The sequence below is a fragment of the Marinobacter salicampi genome (assembly GCF_011074795.1).
Taxonomy (GTDB): Bacteria; Pseudomonadota; Gammaproteobacteria; order Pseudomonadales; family Oleiphilaceae; genus Marinobacter; species Marinobacter salicampi.
In genome coordinates, this window is record NZ_JAAMPF010000028.1 from 18,693 (window position 1) to 34,681 (window position 15,989).

At 56.5% G+C, this 15,989-nt stretch carries 12 protein-coding genes; 6 read left to right on the plus strand and 6 right to left on the minus strand.

Annotated elements, in window-relative coordinates; all coding sequences use genetic code 11:
* The first annotated feature begins 157 nt into the window (after window positions 1–157).
* Window positions 158–856, plus strand: coding sequence for a hypothetical protein (locus G7W63_RS16215; RefSeq protein ID WP_166260628.1), 699 nt, complete (start codon window positions 158–160; stop codon window positions 854–856).
* A 157-nt stretch (window positions 857–1,013) separates the two neighbouring features.
* On the plus strand, window positions 1,014–4,142 hold the full coding sequence (locus G7W63_RS16220; protein ID WP_166260631.1) for a sensor domain-containing protein: 3,129 nt from the start codon (window positions 1,014–1,016) through the stop codon (window positions 4,140–4,142).
* 91 nt (window positions 4,143–4,233) lie between these two features.
* Here G7W63_RS16220 and G7W63_RS16225 read toward each other — a convergent pair whose 3' ends face one another.
* The 3 genes from G7W63_RS16225 to G7W63_RS16235 form a co-directional block, all read right to left on the minus strand.
* The gene (locus tag G7W63_RS16225; RefSeq protein ID WP_166260634.1) at window positions 4,234–4,752 is read right to left on the minus strand and encodes a peroxiredoxin-like family protein; all 519 of its coding nucleotides are present in this window, start codon (window positions 4,750–4,752) and stop codon (window positions 4,234–4,236) included.
* Window positions 4,753–4,836: 84 nt separating this feature from the next.
* Window positions 4,837–5,673, minus strand: coding sequence for an alpha/beta fold hydrolase (locus G7W63_RS16230; RefSeq protein ID WP_166260637.1), 837 nt, complete (start codon window positions 5,671–5,673; stop codon window positions 4,837–4,839).
* 183 nt (window positions 5,674–5,856) lie between these two features.
* Window positions 5,857–7,491, minus strand: coding sequence for a sensor domain-containing protein (locus G7W63_RS16235; protein ID WP_166260640.1), 1,635 nt, complete (start codon window positions 7,489–7,491; stop codon window positions 5,857–5,859).
* A 209-nt stretch (window positions 7,492–7,700) separates the two neighbouring features.
* On the opposite strand from G7W63_RS16235, the gene G7W63_RS16240 reads away from it, so the two are divergent.
* Window positions 7,701–8,582, plus strand: a complete 882-nt coding sequence (locus G7W63_RS16240; protein WP_242634456.1) for a diacylglycerol/lipid kinase family protein — start codon at window positions 7,701–7,703, stop codon at window positions 8,580–8,582.
* On the opposite strand, the gene G7W63_RS16245 is transcribed toward G7W63_RS16240, so the two are convergent.
* A complete protein-coding gene (locus G7W63_RS16245) occupies window positions 8,560–9,138 on the minus strand; it encodes an acyl carrier protein phosphodiesterase (protein ID WP_166260643.1) in 579 nt (192 codons plus the stop codon). The two genes, G7W63_RS16240 and G7W63_RS16245, sit on opposite strands and share 23 nt — an antisense overlap.
* A 141-nt stretch (window positions 9,139–9,279) precedes the next feature.
* On the opposite strand from G7W63_RS16245, the gene G7W63_RS16250 reads away from it, so the two are divergent.
* Window positions 9,280–10,689, plus strand: a complete 1,410-nt coding sequence (locus tag G7W63_RS16250) for a TrkH family potassium uptake protein (RefSeq protein ID WP_166260661.1) — start codon at window positions 9,280–9,282, stop codon at window positions 10,687–10,689.
* A 49-nt stretch (window positions 10,690–10,738) separates the two neighbouring features.
* On the opposite strand, the gene G7W63_RS16255 is transcribed toward G7W63_RS16250, so the two are convergent.
* Complete coding sequence (locus tag G7W63_RS16255; RefSeq protein ID WP_207308974.1) at window positions 10,739–11,404, minus strand: alpha/beta hydrolase; 666 nt, start codon at window positions 11,402–11,404, stop codon at window positions 10,739–10,741.
* Window positions 11,405–11,588: 184 nt separating this feature from the next.
* On the opposite strand from G7W63_RS16255, the gene epsC reads away from it, so the two are divergent.
* A complete protein-coding gene (epsC, locus tag G7W63_RS16260) occupies window positions 11,589–12,608 on the plus strand; it encodes a serine O-acetyltransferase EpsC (protein ID WP_166260649.1) in 1,020 nt (339 codons plus the stop codon).
* A gap of 62 nt (window positions 12,609–12,670) precedes the next feature.
* On the opposite strand, the gene G7W63_RS16265 is transcribed toward epsC, so the two are convergent.
* On the minus strand, window positions 12,671–13,828 hold the full coding sequence (locus G7W63_RS16265) for a 1-acyl-sn-glycerol-3-phosphate acyltransferase (protein ID WP_166260652.1): 1,158 nt from the start codon (window positions 13,826–13,828) through the stop codon (window positions 12,671–12,673).
* Between the two features lie 237 nt (window positions 13,829–14,065).
* On the opposite strand from G7W63_RS16265, the gene recQ reads away from it, so the two are divergent.
* Window positions 14,066–15,907, plus strand: coding sequence for a DNA helicase RecQ (gene recQ, locus G7W63_RS16270; RefSeq protein WP_166260655.1), 1,842 nt, complete (start codon window positions 14,066–14,068; stop codon window positions 15,905–15,907).
* Window positions 15,908–15,989: the final 82 nt, after the last annotated feature.

A 15,989-nucleotide genomic window follows, 5' to 3' on the forward strand; every position in this document is an offset into this window, starting at 1 on the left:
ATATTGATTCTGATCAATTACGCGTCAGCCGTGTCATCGGGACCAATGGGTACTTGAAGCTGGCAGGCACCCTTGAGTTAAGCCCGTTATCTTGTGTAACAAAACTGTAACGTTTAACCTGATGTGTAAATTTCCCGGTTATAGGCGCTTGTTTAAAATGAATATTGAACTGACCCCAGGACGGGTTTACTCAGGGCTTTTGGCTATCATCGGCTTTTTATTACTTGCCAATCTTGCCGTGGTAGGTGTGGTCCATTTCACGGTCCACGATTACGCATGGGGACTGATCAGGCTATTCAGCTTTGATGCCGAGCGCAGCGTACCCGCCTTTTATGCGTCAGTAGCTTTGCTGGCTAGTGCGTTACTTCTGTTTGCGACAGGGCGACTTCAAAACGTGGCTGGCGAGTCCGCAATGCCATGGTATGTGCTGGGGGTCGTGTTCGCCTTTCTGAGCTTTGATGAGATCGCTTCCATTCATGAACGACTGATCAACCCGATGAGAGAGTTATTCAATGCAAGTGGAATTCTTTATTACGCATGGGTGATCCCCTACGGTATCGCTGTGCTGCTTCTTGGGCTTGTCTATGTACCATTTTTGCTAAAGTTGCCTCGAAGGACGGCTATTATATTTATCACCTCGGGCTGTGTGTTCGTTAGTGGAGCCATCGGTATCGAGCTTATTGGCGCCCGTCATGTGGACCTCTACGGTGCAGACAACCTTGCCTACAGTATGATTTTTACCGCGGAGGAGCTTTTAGAAAAGCTCGGCATCGCAACGTTTATCTTCGGGATTCTCGACTACATGGCAAGCCGGTTTGGCCTAAGCACAAGGATTACCACCTCCCCTCTGACGTAGCCGGTTTGGTTGGAATATGGCAGATGCTACTGAGGGTCTGAGCGAGCGATAGTCGATCCCTGGCCCTGGCTTTCCGGGAAGGTTTAACCCTGCTCTACAGAAGGTCTTAAAAAAGGTAAACTGCCACGCATTACCTTTAGCCCGAGACTCAAACCGGATGACGTCAGAAGTTCCAAGCAGCTCTGCAATATCGTCGCTTGATTTCCTTGCCGGTGGCGGTGAAATGGGTGTGTTGATCCGCGACCACGACTGGCAGAATACTGCCCTTGGTCCGCCCAGTACATGGCCACAGCCTCTGCGCACAGCGGTTCGCCTGATGCTCAACACCGAACATCCGATGACCATATTCTGGGGCGGTACCGGCCCTTGTCTTTACAACGATGCTTTTCGCCAATCTCTTGGCCCTGAACAGCACCCGGGCTCACTGGGTCAACCAGCAACAGAAGTATGGAAAGAAACCTGGCCTTTGTTCAGTGCAGAGATTGAGCGGGTCATGGTTGGAAAGGGCGCGTTCAAACGGGTCAACCACAAACTTCCCTTCACCCGCCATGGCCGTCGTGAAGAGGTTTACTGGACCTACAGCTTCAACCCTGTCGACGACGAAGAAGCCCCCTCGGGCGTCGGTGGGGTTCTTGTTATCTGCAACGAGACTACTGATCAGGTCTTCGCCACACAGGCTCTAGACTCAAAGCGTGATCAACTGACCCAAATGTTCAATCAGTCCTCGGCCTTCATGGTTCTGTTGAGTGGGCCTGAGCATATATATGAGTACGCCAACCCCAGTCATGCACAACTGGTAGGCCATCGGCCGGTCCTGGGCAAGACGATCCGGGAGGCTTTACCTGACGCCGTTGAGCAGGGTTTTGGTGACATTCTGGATGAGGTTTATTCCAGCGGTCGTACCTACAGGGCGAAACAGGCAAAGTATGGGGTTCAGGTAACGCCTGGTGGCCCGGTCAAAGAGCGTATCCTCGACGTTGTCTATCAGCCGGTCCTGGCAAAGGACGGCACAGTCAACAGCATTTTTGCAGAAGGGACTGATGTTACTGACCAGGTAATGGCTCAAGAGGAACTGGAGCGGGTCAACCGTGAGCTTGCCGAAACCTTGCAGCGCCTGAAGGCGAGCGAGCGCCGAAAAAGCTTTCGCTTGAAACTGACCGACCGCCTTCGTTCGCTGGTGGAACCGAACGAGGTAACTGCCGCTGCGACAGAATTGCTGGGCCGGTTTCTGGGGGTTACCCGCGTTTTCTATGGTGACTTTGCTGAGTCAGGTGAAGTCGTAACCGTAAGGCCGGGTTGGACAAGAGACGGCGCCGACTCAATGGTTGGGACAGAGCTTTGGTTAGAAGAGTTCGGCCCTGTGGTTGCTTCTCAAGTCAGGGCTGGCGAGGTGTTTGCCCTTGACGATGCCACCACCGACGAGCGTTCCGCGGACTATGCCCGGGCCTATCTGGATAAAGGCATAAAAGCGGTACTGGCCGTGCCCGTCATGAAATCCGGCTCATTGCGGGTATTGCTGGGCATACACGATTCCGAAATTCATCACTGGTCTGCCGAGGAAATAGCCCTGGCTGAAGACGTTGTTGACCGGACCTGGGCTGCCATTGAATCAGCCCGGGCGCAGGCAGAGCTGCGACGGGAGCGGGACCACAGCCGTTATATTATCGACAGCATGACGGAGGGCTTCGGCTCAATCGCGGCTGACTGGAAGGTTACCCACGTGAATGCTGAAGCAATGCGCCTAACTCAGCTTAATGCTACCGAGGTCATTGGTGAGGACCATTGGGATGTATGGCCTGACTTGCGCGGTACCAGCGTAGAAGAGCTGTACCACCGGGTAAGGCGAACCAACACTGCGGGTATTACCGAAACCTTCCGTAATTTACCAGACGGCAGACAGGCATGGCTTGAGGTGCGCGCCTACCCTTCCCTGGACGGGGGCCTCTCGATTTTCTTCCGGGACATAACAGAGCGCAAATTGGCTGACGAGGAAATGCGTCACGCCTCACTTCACGACCCGTTAACCGGTTTGCCGAACCGGGCCATGCTGTTCGAATACGCAGCCCACCTACTGCCCCACAACCTGCGAGCCTCCCAGGTTGCGGCCGTGCTCTTTCTCGACCTGGACCGTTTCAAGCCGATCAATGACACCCATGGACACGACATCGGCGACAAGGTGCTCAAGGAAGTGTCCGAGCGGCTTTCTCGCACCCTGCGCGCCGAAGATCTGGTGGTCCGGATGGGCGGCGACGAGTTCGTGGTTCTGCTGCAGGATATCAGTGCCTCCGTCTATGCCGCGGAGGTAGCCCGCCATATTATCTCCAAGGTCAGCGAACCCTATCAGGTGGGTGAACTGGCGCTCTCTGTTTCAACCTCGATTGGCATCAGTATTTTTCCTCGCGATGGCCAGGATATCGACACCCTGGTCAGCCATGCAGATGCGGCGATGTATCAGGCCAAGCAGGAGGGCCGAAATAATTTCCAGTTCTATTCGTCGGCGTTCACGGCAAGCACGAAACAGCAGAACAACATTGAACAGCAGTTAAAGCTGGCGCTTCATACGGACGGTTTTCACCTGTGCTACCAGCCGGTTTTCGACATCAATACGGGTGAGGTGGTCAGCGTCGAAGCCCTGCTTCGCCTGGGGGATGATGAAATAGGGCCGGAGCGCTTCGTGCCGATCGCCGAGGCCACGGGTATCATTAATCCTATAGGCCGCTGGGTTCTGGAAGAGGCGATTCGTCAGTCCAAATTGTGGACATCACGCGGAATGCCGGCCATTCCTATCGCGGTGAATGTATCAGCCGTCGAGTTCCGGGACCGGGAGTTTGTGGACCGCTCTGAAAAACTCATTCAGGAGCATGCCATCGACCCCTCCATGTTGCAGCTGGAACTCACGGAAACCGCCGTGATGCATGACATCGATCACGCGATAGCCGTGCTTACCCAGTTGCGAGCGCTCGGTCTCACTATTCTGCTGGATGATTTTGGCACCGGGCATTCCAGCCTTGCTTACCTGACCCGTCTGCCCCTGGACAAGATCAAGATCGATAAGTCCTTCATCTTCCAGTTGGAAAAGGACACCGGTAGCCGGGCTGTCACCGACGCCATGCTCGCACTGGGACGGACGCTGGAGCTGGAAGTGGTGGCTGAGGGCATCGAGACCGACGCTGCCCTCGACTACATGCGGTCCCGCGGCTGCAGGCAGGCACAGGGCTTTCTGTTCTGCAGCCCCATGCCGGGTGCAGAGTTCGAGACCTGGTACCGAAGCCGGCTCAACCAATGACCGGATCCACCAATGAAAATTATTCAGTACCTATACCCCTTTTCCGAACCACCTCTTCCGATGACATTCGGCCCAGGAAAAGCTTTAGGCCCTAAGCTGCACCCCGAACCGGGTAATCCTTCTGCTGAATGAACTCAATACCGGACTTCAGCATTTCAAGGTCGGGCCTGGAAAAGGGCGCGTTTGATACGTCCATGATCTGCAATTTTCCGTCCGGAGTGATGACGTAGGTTCCGGGCTCGGCAAACTGCTGATCTGTTTCGGCACTGCTGATGGGCTCTGAGATGAAAAGTCCGAGCGCCCGGGCGTCATCCCGTGACAGCCCGTAGCCAATAGGCAGGGTTAGCTCACTTCCGTCACGGAATTTCCGGGCCTTTTGTTCGGGGTCTGTTGAAATCGCGACCACCTCCACATCAATACCTTCAAACTCCCCTTTCATGGTTTCCAGTTTGCCGAGGTATTTTTTACAGATCGGGCAGTGAAGCCCGCGGTAGACAACCACCAACTGCCATTTGCCATCTGTTGGCCGGCCTACCTGAATCTGATTCTCGTCGAGCATGGCGACGGATATTTGGGGGAAGGTGCCCCCTACCTTTGCATGATGTGTCATAAAGCCTCCTTGGCGTTAATCCTGGTTGTGCTTAAACCATTCAATCTTTTAACGCCGCAACGAGTCTGGCGCGGGCTGAAATATTCAGTTGTTCAGTTCGCGCGCCAGAAAGCGGTTGAGAATGTTAGCGACCTCCTCCGGCTGTTCTTCGGTGATCCAGTGGGCCGAATCCACCCACTCCAGCTGGGCATTCGGAATCGCATCCCTGAGTTTCTCTGCGTATTCCGGCTTCTGGAACGCGTCATGTTTGCCCCAGAGGATCAGCGTTTCATGGGGCAGATGCTTTAGCTCATCTGCTATCGCCAGTGTGTATTCAGGGTTGAGTCTGCGGAGGTTTCGGAAAAAGGCCTGCTTGCCTTTCTCCCCCTTCCAGGGCTCCAGAATCATTTCTGCAAGCTCTGGGGTCGCAGCGTTCTGGTCATGCATACCTTTGGGCAAAAAATCACGGTGCATCTGCTCAAACTCAGCCACGCTCATTTGCTCCTCGGCACCCGGCGCCTGAAGAGGTTTGAACTCCGGAATGGGCCAGGAGTCGAAGCAGACCGCATCGGCAAGCACGAGGCGGTTGACTCGCTCCGGGCTGCCTACCGCAAGCAGTTGCGCGATGCCGCCGCCAATGTCATGGGCTACAACATCGGCCTTCCGGATACCCAGGGCGTTCATGAAGCCAAGCAGCATCTTGCACTGGGCACGGATAGAAACGTCGGCATCCCGGGGCTTGTCTGATTTGCCGTAATTGAGCAGGTCCGGCGCAATCACCCGGTGGCTTCGCGCCAGGGACGGAATGATGTTGCGCCAGAGCAGGCTGGAGGTGGGTATACCGTGGACAAGCAGTACCGGCGGCCCTTCACCCTGCTCCAGGTACGCAATGGAATGTCCGTCTACCTGCGCGTATTGATGATCAAGGCTGGGTCCGTTCATGTGTTGCTCCTTATTGCAGGTCTCGGCGCTAGACGTACGACGCCTCCTCAGTGATTTTGCTGCTGTCGCATACAGTTTGTTTCGCAGTACTGTACTGAGGCTAGCTGATTGAGCAGGGGCCGATCAATGGATTATTGAGTGGTTGCTCAATTAAATTAAGGAAAGCCAGGGATCAGCCGCCTTTCAACTGCTGGCCTGGGGAGTCCGCCAGACCTGGTCGGCGGGCACGGGCTCACTGAAATAGTAACCCTGGCCAAAATCACACCCGAGGGACTGGAGGAAATCTGCCTGCTCTACCCGCTCCACCCCTTCGGCTACCGCTTTGAGCCCGAGACTGTGGGCCAGGCCGATGATGGCTGAGGCAATGGCAGCATCATGTTCATTCTGGGGCAACCCCTGGATAAAGGGCTTGTCGATTTCCAGGGTTTGAACAGGAAATGTCCGTAAGTCACTGAGTGAAGAGGTTCCGGTGCCGAAATCATCGACGGCAAGGCACACGCCTTTTTTCTTGAGCGCCTTGAACGGGAGCTCATTTTCCGGGTCGCTGATCAGGGTTTCCGAGACTTCCAGCTCAAGGCAACCGGGCGGCAGGCCTATATCTTCCAGCAGATGGTCAACAAACTTCAGGAAGGTCATAGCCGTCAGATGGGTACTGGTCACGTTGACCGCAATACGGAAATTCTCGATACCCTGCTCGACCCACTGCCTGGCCTGAAGGCATGCTGTCCGCAACACCCATTCCCCCAGGGATTCAGCAAAACCCATCTCGGAAGCAACGTCGACCAGTTCCCTTGGCTCCAACCCGTCAATGGGGCAGTCGTCCCATCGAAGCAGAGCTTCTACACTGGTCACCTGATTGTCGGCAAAGGAATGTTGTGTCTGGTAATGTAACTTGAGCCGGTCCTCATCCATGGCTACCCGAAGCCAGCCGGCAATAGCACTGCGCCCGGTGGCGTCCGCGTCCAACTCCACGGAATAGCGGCGGTAGGCTCCCCTGCCACTGCCTTTCACGGCGTACATGGCCAAATCCGCATTTTTCAGGATCTGCCGTGCGTTTTTGCTGTCCAGGGGGTATACACTGAACCCGATACTTGCCTCGGCCTTCAGCTCTTTGCCATCAATGGTGTAGGGAGCGCTCAATGCCTTCATGAGCTTCTGTGCCAGTAGCTCACCATCAGCCATGGCTTCTTCCGTGGCACAGATCACCCCGAATTCGTCACCCCCGAGCCGGGCTACCAGGTCGCCTCCACGGACTATGTTTTTGAGGCGCCTGGCGACATTCCGAAGCAACTCGTCACCGGCGTGATGCCCGTAGGTGTCATTGATGTGTTTGAAGTTATCGAGGTCGATCAGAAGAACCTGAACCATGGTCTTGGTGAGCCCGGCCCGGGTCAATGTCTGCGCAAGCTCTTCATGGAACATGCTGCGGTTGGGCAGGCTGGTGAGACCGTCGTGGCGTGACAGGTAAAGAGCCCGCTCCATGGCGATTTTCTGAGGCGTCTTGTCGCGAATCACCTTGAGGTAGCCGATGAAGCTATCCTGCTCATCGTACACCGGGGTCATCATGCCTGACGCCCAGAATCGGGTACCGTCCTTGCGCACGTGCCAGCGGTCATCCTGGGAAGCGCCGGTACTACGGGCACGGGTCATTTCGTGGATGTTAGCGCCCTCGCCCACGTCCTTCTGGGTAAAGAGTGCCGAGGCTGAGCAGCCCTGAATTTCTTCTGGCGTATAGCCGAAGATATTCTCAGCGCCGCTATTCCACGAACGGACGATCCCGTTCTCATCGAGAAAAAAAAATCGCGTGGTGGGTCGCACTCTTTAACGCGAGCGCGCCTGAAAAAGGGGGGGCGTCCATGGCCTCCTCCGCTGACTGATGTGTGACTTTCCTACTCTACTGGAGATTTTCGAACAGGGCACTCCGCGCATGTTACAGCCTCGGAAACACAGGTGAACATTAGCGTTTTGAAACCTAAGCGTATCCTTATGACATGTCATGATAGGCTTCTGACTGAGGGACGAAGTCCATGAATAAGGGAAGTAAGATGGGAACCTGGTTAATAGCTAACCCCAAGGCCGGCGATGGCCAGAGAGGCGCCGAATTCTGGCTCGAGCACCTTGAACAGGCCGGCATCCGCACGCTTACCCTGTGCGATCTTGATGATACATCGTGGACAGCACGGGTCCGTGAAGATGATCTGGTTCTTGTGGCCGGAGGCGACGGTACCGTCAACAAAGCGGCTGAAATATGCGTCGAACACCAGGCCATACTGGGCGTTCTGCCCTCCGGCACTGCCAACGACTTCTCCCGAAACCTTGAGTTACCCGATGACCCTGCCGAGCTCTGCCAACTGATGGCCCGGGCACCGCAGCGCGTGGTCGATGTTGGCTACCTGAACGATCAGCTTTTTCTGAATGTCTCCCACATCGGGCTGGGCACCCTGCCGGTCCGGGAAGCATCCGGCCGTTCGAAGAAGCTTCTGGGACGGTTCAGCTACAGCGCCAGTCTTTTCAGAAGAATCCGGGCCCAGCGCGGTTTCCATGCTGAGATCAGCTCAGGGGCTCAAACTGTCAAAGGCCTGTGGCTTTCTGTCGCCGTAGCGTCCGGCGCTTTCTACGGTGGTGGTAACCGCATGCCTGAAGCAGTCTGTGACGACGGTAAGCTGGACATCATGGCAGTGCGGTCCCAATCCTTGCTCCGGCTGCTGGCAACTTTCCTCGCCATAAAACTGTTGAGGCGTTCTGCCGATACCCAGAAATCAGTGGTCCACATGAAATCCACCTGGTGCACGGTACATACACACCGTCCCAAGCACATTACGGCGGATGGTGAACTCGCTGGAAAAACGCCGGCAAGATACACCTGCGGTCAGGGCCAGCTCAAGGTTATTGCTGACGAGTCCCGGTAAACGCCAGTAGGTCCGGGAAAAAGGCCAGGAAGACGGTTTCCAGTTCTTCATCCATCACTTTTATTTCCTCAATCATGCCTCCGAATTGATTGGGAAAACGGATACGTCCGGCAATGCGATCCAGAGCGAGGCCAATGGTATCGAGCTCTTCATAGGCACTGAGCCAGTCATGCCGGATCATGCGCTGGGTCACCTCCACCATGGCCTTGGGCATGAGGTGTCGACCGCGGTCCAGGTCCTGGTAGGCGTCCTCTATGAAGGCCGGACGCGAGGCCTGGGTGAACCGGCTCCAGTTACGAATCAGGTAATGGTCGAACAGAACGTCCAGAGCGACACCGGCAAACCGGCGTCGCTGTTTCGAAAACAGGGTCTTGGCCCGCAACACCTCAGGATGCCGGTCAGTGAAGGCATCTGTTGCACGGTGATTGTCCAGCCCTTCTTTTACCGGGGCAGGCAAGGCGTCAATATCGACCCCGCGGGCAAAGTCACCCAATAGATTCCCCACCCGTGATTCGACTGTCGGCCGAGCGAGATACAGGTGCGCCAGGTGGTTCATACAGAGTCCCTGTGTTTTTTAAGGGCTTATAGTCGATTTTAGCGCAAGGTGAGAGTAACCTACCGGTCGTTCCAGGCTGACCTTGCTGATGACGTTGTCCGAATGAAAGATCTCTCGCCCGTTACTTACATTGCAAGCATTATGCTCGTATTGCTGAGCATATTCATGTCGCTCCCCGTCATCATGCTAGGGGGGACCGGCAGCCCCAACTCCATGGCATTCGTTCAGTCCGCGACGACGGCCCTTGTGCTAGGCGTGATTGGTCTCCTGATTACACGGGGCCACTCCCGCTACCTGAAGCCCAGGTTCATGTTCGTCCTGACCGTGTCGAGCTGGGTCATGGTCTCTCTCTTTGCTGCTATTCCGCTGTATCTCAGCAACCTGAACCTCTCCGCTACCGATGCCCTATTCGAAAGCATCTCCGGCATAACCACCACCGGCTCCACCGTGCTGACCGGTCTGGACGACACTGCGCCGGACATTCTCCTTTGGCGCTCAATTCTGCAGTGGATCGGCGGTATCGGCATCATTGGCATGTTCGTGGCGGTACTGCCGTTCCTGGGGATTGGGGGCATGCGGCTGTTTACCACCGAGTCGTCTGAGTGGACGGACAAGGCACTACCGCGAATGAAGACCCTGGGCCGGGGGCTTCTGCTGGTGTATTTTTCCTTCACGGTCATTTGTGTGGTCACCTACTGGCTTTCGGGTATGACTACCTTTGACGCGGTTAACCACGGGTTTACCACCATTGCCACCGGCGGCTTTTCCACCTCGGACCAGTCCATGGGCAAATTCGGGTCAGACCTTATTCTGCTTGAGGCGTCCGTCTTTATGTTGCTCGGCGGCCTGCCTTTCTTTCTCTACGTGCGCGAACTCAATGGCCAGCATGGCGTGCTCTGGCGCGACCAGCAGGTCAGGGCCTTCGTCTTGCTGATCGTGTTTGTCGCCATCGGCCTTACCGCTTACCGGTTCTGGAATGAGCCCGGGGACCCCTGGTCCATGTTTGTGGGTACGCTGTTCAATATAACCTCTATTCTGACCACCACCGGTTATGCCTCGGAGGACTACCAGCTGTGGGGGTCCTTTGCCTTTGCCTCCTTCTTCTTCCTGATGTTTGTTGGCGGCTGTTCCGGGTCAACCAGTGGCGGCATGAAGATTTTCCGGTTCCAACTGTCGCTGATGGTGTTGCGTGAACAGTTCAAGCGCCTGTTGCACCCGCGGGCCGTGCTCACCCGAAAGTACAACGGCCGGACGGTCAGTGACGAGATCATCGCCTCGATGATCGCCTACGCCTTCATCTTCCTGGTGTGCCTGCTTGTGGGCACTCTGGCGCTTTCCATGCTTGGCCTGGATTTCATGACTAGCCTGTCCGCTGCCCTCACCTCACTGGCCAACGTTGGTCCCGGGCTTGGCACGGTGATCGGGCCGGCGGGTACCTTCCAGACCCTGCCCGACCCGGCTAAATGGATACTCTGCATCGGCATGATCGCCGGACGTCTGGAACTGCTCAGCGTTCTGGTGGTTCTGTCGCCGGGCTTCTGGCGGGGCTGATACCGGCTTGATCAAACCAGAGCCGGCGTGCCAGTGGGTTCCAGGCGATTCAGGAAAGCCTGAGGTGGGTCCGGATAAACTGTCCGATGTCGACAATTTCTTCAAGACAGACGCTGTGATCCATGGGGTAGGTTTTGTACTCGGGCTTGTAGCCCATCTCAGTCAAGGTGCTGATGCTGTGCTGACCAAGCACCTCGGGAACCATCGGGTCGTGGGTGCCGTGGTAGATCCGGATCGGAATGTTGCGATTGGCTTCCGAGGGTTCGACCGTCTTGGCTGTGGCAAAATAGGTGGACAGCCCGAGAATTCCCGCCAGCTTTTGCGAATACGCCAGGCCAACCTGGTAAGCGACAGCGCCGCCTTGTGAGAAACCGGCGATGATAATGCGGTCGGTGGGAACCCCGCGCTCGACTTCACGCTCTATCAGCTTCTCTATCTCACGGGCTGAATCCATCAGCTGTTCGGTATCAATGGCCCGCTCCACATCCATGGCCTTGATGTCATACCAGGCAGGCATACGCATGCCCCCGTTAATAGTGACAGGTAGTACCGGAGCGTGGGGGAAAACAAACCTTACTGCGGCCTCTGGCGGCAGCTGCAACTGGGGGACCACCGGCTCAAAATCATGGCCGCTCGCCCCAAGACCATGAAGCCAGATAACAGCAGCGTCGGGTGATGGACGGGTTTCTATCTCAATACAGTTCAGGTAGCTCACAGACACCCTCTTTAAGGTTGGGTTGGGTCAAAGAACAGTTGGCGTGATTGTACTGCATCCAGGCACTACCTGCAGTTGCCACAGACCGGTCGATGAAACCCGATTAAAAGAATACTATGATCAACAGTAGGCGCCGTTGGCAGAGCATGCTTCGGCGTCATTAAAGATTCAGAGGAGACCCGCGATGACACACGCTCACCAGGTGGAGGACGCCACCCCAGGCATTGCCCCGGCGTCCGGTCGGCAGGCAGAGCCTTTCCCTGGCCACAGGCAGACCGCCGACTGGCACCTGAACCCGGTTATTGAGGGGCTGCGCGATGCCCGATATCAATGGCGGAAGAAGCACGGGCGGGAGCTTGAACTGGGCAGTCGCGAGCTGCCCTCCCACGCTGCTATTCATCAGACCATGGATACACTCTGCGGTATTCTGTTCCCCATGCGTCTGGGTCCGCCCGAACTGAGCAAGGAAGGCGAAGACCATTATGTGGGCTATATGCTCAATAACGTGCTCAACACCTTCTATACCCAGGTGTGTCTTGAGCTGGGTTACAAAAAGCAGGGTAAGCCGGAGGTTGATGCACACCAGGCCGTGCGCGATTTCGCCTCAAGATTGCCCGACATCCGCAAGACACTGGACCTGGACGTAACCGCAGCCTACAGGGGCGACCCGGCGGCCACCTGCGTTGATGAGGTTCTGATCTGCTACCCCGGGGTCTACGCCATTATCTATCATCGGGTAGCCCATGAGTTCTACCGGCTCGGGCTTCCGCTGATCGCGCGGATCATTTCGGAAAAAGCGCATTCCGCCACCGGCATTGACATACACCCGGGCGCGACCATAGGCGGCGAGTTTTTCATTGATCATGGCACCGGCGTGGTGATTGGAGAGACCGCGATCATAGGCAATCGGGTCCGGCTCTACCAGGCCGTCACCCTGGGCGCTGTCAGATTCGCGGAGGACGAGTCCGGCTCGCTCAAAAAAGGCGAGCCCCGGCATCCGATTGTGGAAGACGATGTGGTGATCTATGCCGGCGCAACCATTCTGGGCCGTATTACCATCGGTCAGAATTCCGTTATCGGCGGCAATGTCTGGCTTACACGCAGCTTGCCTGCGAACAGCCAGATCTCACAGGCGTCATCCCGTAACTCACGGGACTGTGTCACCGAGGACTGCCTGGAACTTGGCAGTAAAGCTGGCAAATAAACCTGCCTCGGCCGGGGTAAATGCCCTGCCCGCGTCCGTTTGAATGGCCGCGGGCAGGGTTATTAGCGGGCCTTGAGAGAGTTGACTACGGGGTTGGCGTACATGGCCAGTAGGAAAGGACGCAGAGCTTCATCACAGCCGTCCAGACGCCGCTCCATTTCCGCCTCAGCAGCCTCCAGTTCCGGCGGCGACAGGGTCTCTGCCAGATCAACAGTGGCACTGACTGTGGAGGGGTCGGTCGGAAACAGCTGATTATAGGCGACCAGATTGGAACCATGGACGTGGTAGTGCCTGTGCATATCGTGATCGATACGGCTTGCCAATTCCTTGGCCGTGTCGGGCGCATCGGTGATGGGTTCGCCGAAGTGCACGTGGACATGGCCCTTGAAGCCGGTCAGGCCCTTTATTATCTGCTCTGAATCTTCACTTCCATGTTTCTGGTATGCGCCGGTTCGAGCCTTAGTCTCCAGCTCCCGGGCCTTGTCCGCGTCGCAGGGGTCGTATTCGTAGGCAATGGACACTGGGACAATACGCAGCCGCTTCATAGCGTCGGCAAAGCCAAGCCCGGCCTTTTTCTGGCTCATGTAGAACATCTTCACGATGGCCGGATCGGTTTCGTCAATGCCGTCCTTGGCGCGCCCTTCCCGCTGGGCGATCCAGATGCTGTGATTGTCTTCCAGGGAATGGTACACAAACGACGATAGCGTCATGTAGGTGTCGCGCATTTCCCGGGGACTTGAAACACTTCGCTTCACCACGAAACTCTTGTTCAGCCTCATCATCTCCGCAAAGACGCGGTTTTGCAGGAGGTTGTCACCGATGGCGATACGGGTGGTTCGCAGCCCGTAGCTGAAAAGCAGATAATTGACCACCATGGGGTCGAATACGATGTCCCGGTGGTTGGATATGAACAGGTATGAGGTATTACGGTCGAGACGGTCAAGGCCCGAGCAGGTGACCCGGCTTGTGGTTTTATGCACCAGTTCGTCCACCAGGTGATAGAGCCGGGCCTGCAGGCTGTCTATCCGTTCAATATCGCCGAACTCCTTGCGCAGCCATCGCTGCAGCAGAATACGGGTCAGACCCGGCGCCCAGCGGGCCATGAACGGGGACTTGAAGCGGGCGATCATTTCTAGAAACTCTGCATCCGCCATGAGGCGGGAAATCGCTGCCTTGGTTTCGTCATCCTGGTACGGACGGATACCATCAAATTCCTGCATGAAAATCCTGTGATCGTGGTAGTGAAGGCGCAAACTTCCTGGAAAAGCCTCTTATTGTAACCTGTTGGGGCCTGCCTGCCCATTCTGCTCCGGTCCTGTGTTAAAGGGATCACAAACCGACGCCCAAACCCGTTCACGACCCGTTCTCAAACCCAAGCCCGGTGGTTTCTGGTAGTATTGGCGTCCGCCGGTCATAGCCCTAATCGCTCTCTTCAGCACAGATGGACCCTCAGTATCATGGATTTCCAGAACCTCAGCCCTGAAAAACCAGACACCAGTGGCGCTTCACCAGAAACGGTGCTCAGGCAGGTGTTTGGTTATGACGCGTTCCGCCCACTCCAGGGCGAGGTCATTCACGAGATTGTAGCGGGCAGGAACGCGCTGGTCCTGATGCCAACGGGCGGCGGCAAGTCGCTCTGTTATCAAGTCCCCGCCCTGGTCCGGGCCGGCACTGGTGTGGTCATATCGCCGCTCATTGCGCTGATGCAGGATCAGGTTGCGGCGTTGCAACAACTGGGTGTAAGAGCCGCTTTTCTGAATTCCACCATGGACTTTCAGCAGGCTCGGGATACTGAAAATGCCCTGCTCACCGGCGAGCTGGACCTGCTTTACTGCGCCCCTGAACGGCTGCTGCAGCCACGCACCTTGGGCTTGCTCCATGAAGCCTCAATCTCCCTGTTTGCCATTGATGAAGCCCATTGTGTTTCCCAATGGGGCCATGACTTCCGCTCCGACTACCTGGGGCTGGATATCCTGGCCAGGGATTTTGCCGCCATACCCCGCGTTGCCCTGACCGCCACCGCGGACGAACGCACACGTGCCGAGATCGCCCAGCGGCTGTCACTGGTGGATGCCCGACACTTCGTCAGCGGCTTTGACCGACCCAATATCCAATATCGAATCGCGCCAAAAACTAACGCAAACAAACAGTTGGTTGACTTCATTAAAGCTGAACATCATGGCGATGCCGGCATTGTATACTGCCTCTCCCGCAACAAAGTGGAAGCCACCGCAAAGCTGTTGGATAGCAAGGGCTACACCGCCCTGCCTTATCATGCCGGGCTGCCCTCAGAACAGCGCGCCAGAAACCAGGAGCGCTTCCTGCGGGAGGAAGGGGTCATTATCGTGGCCACCATTGCTTTCGGCATGGGTATCGACAAACCCGACGTCCGGTTTGTGGCCCATCTAGATTTGCCCAAGAGCCTGGAAGCCTACTATCAGGAAACCGGGCGAGCCGGACGTGACAGTCACCCTTCCACTGCCTGGATGGTGTATGGCCTGCAGGATGTGATCAAGCTTCGGCAAATGCTGGAGAGCTCCACCGGTAATGACCATTTCAAACGGCTTGAGCGCACGAAACTCGACGCCATGCTTGGGTTGTGCGAGATAACGACCTGCCGCCGCCAGGCCCTATTGCGGTATTTCGGCGACCTGCTGGAAAACCCCTGTGGCAACTGCGATACCTGCATAACACCACCCCAGACCTGGGACGGAACCGTGGCTGTTCAAAAAGCGCTGTCCTGCGTTTTTCGCACCGGCCAGCGTTTCGGCGTCACTTACCTGATTGATGTTCTCAGGGGGTCCGAAAACGAGCGAATCAGGCAGTCGGGGCACCAGGCCGTGTCCACCTTCGGCATAGGCGCAGATTTATCCGCAACTGAATGGAAGTCCGTATTCAGACAACTGGTCGCCAACGGCTACCTGCGGGCAGACCCGGACGGGTACGGAGCCTTACAGCTGACCGAGACCTGCCGTCCGTTACTGAAGGGCGAAGAGACCGTTCACCTGCGTAGGGACCCGGCCGAGAAAAAAGCAACCGGTAGAAGTAATGTGCGGGAACAGGTCACCGACCCAGTCGGCTGGGAAGCGCTAAGAGCCTGCCGCAAGAGCCTGGCTGACGAACAGGGCGTACCGCCCTACGTTATTTTCCATGACACCACACTGTTTGAAATTCTGGCAAGTCGCCCGCGCACGCTCGCTGAGCTTGCCCAGATCAATGGCGTTGGCAAGGCCAAGCTTGAGCGTTACGGCGAAGCCTTCCTGATTACTCTGGCCGAGTTGGACCCGGCCACTACCTGAGCACTAGTGTCCCGTCTGGTTAATTCGCTGATCTACTGAGCCCCAGAGGGCCTTGATAGCTAGGCGCGATGGCGAAGGTTTG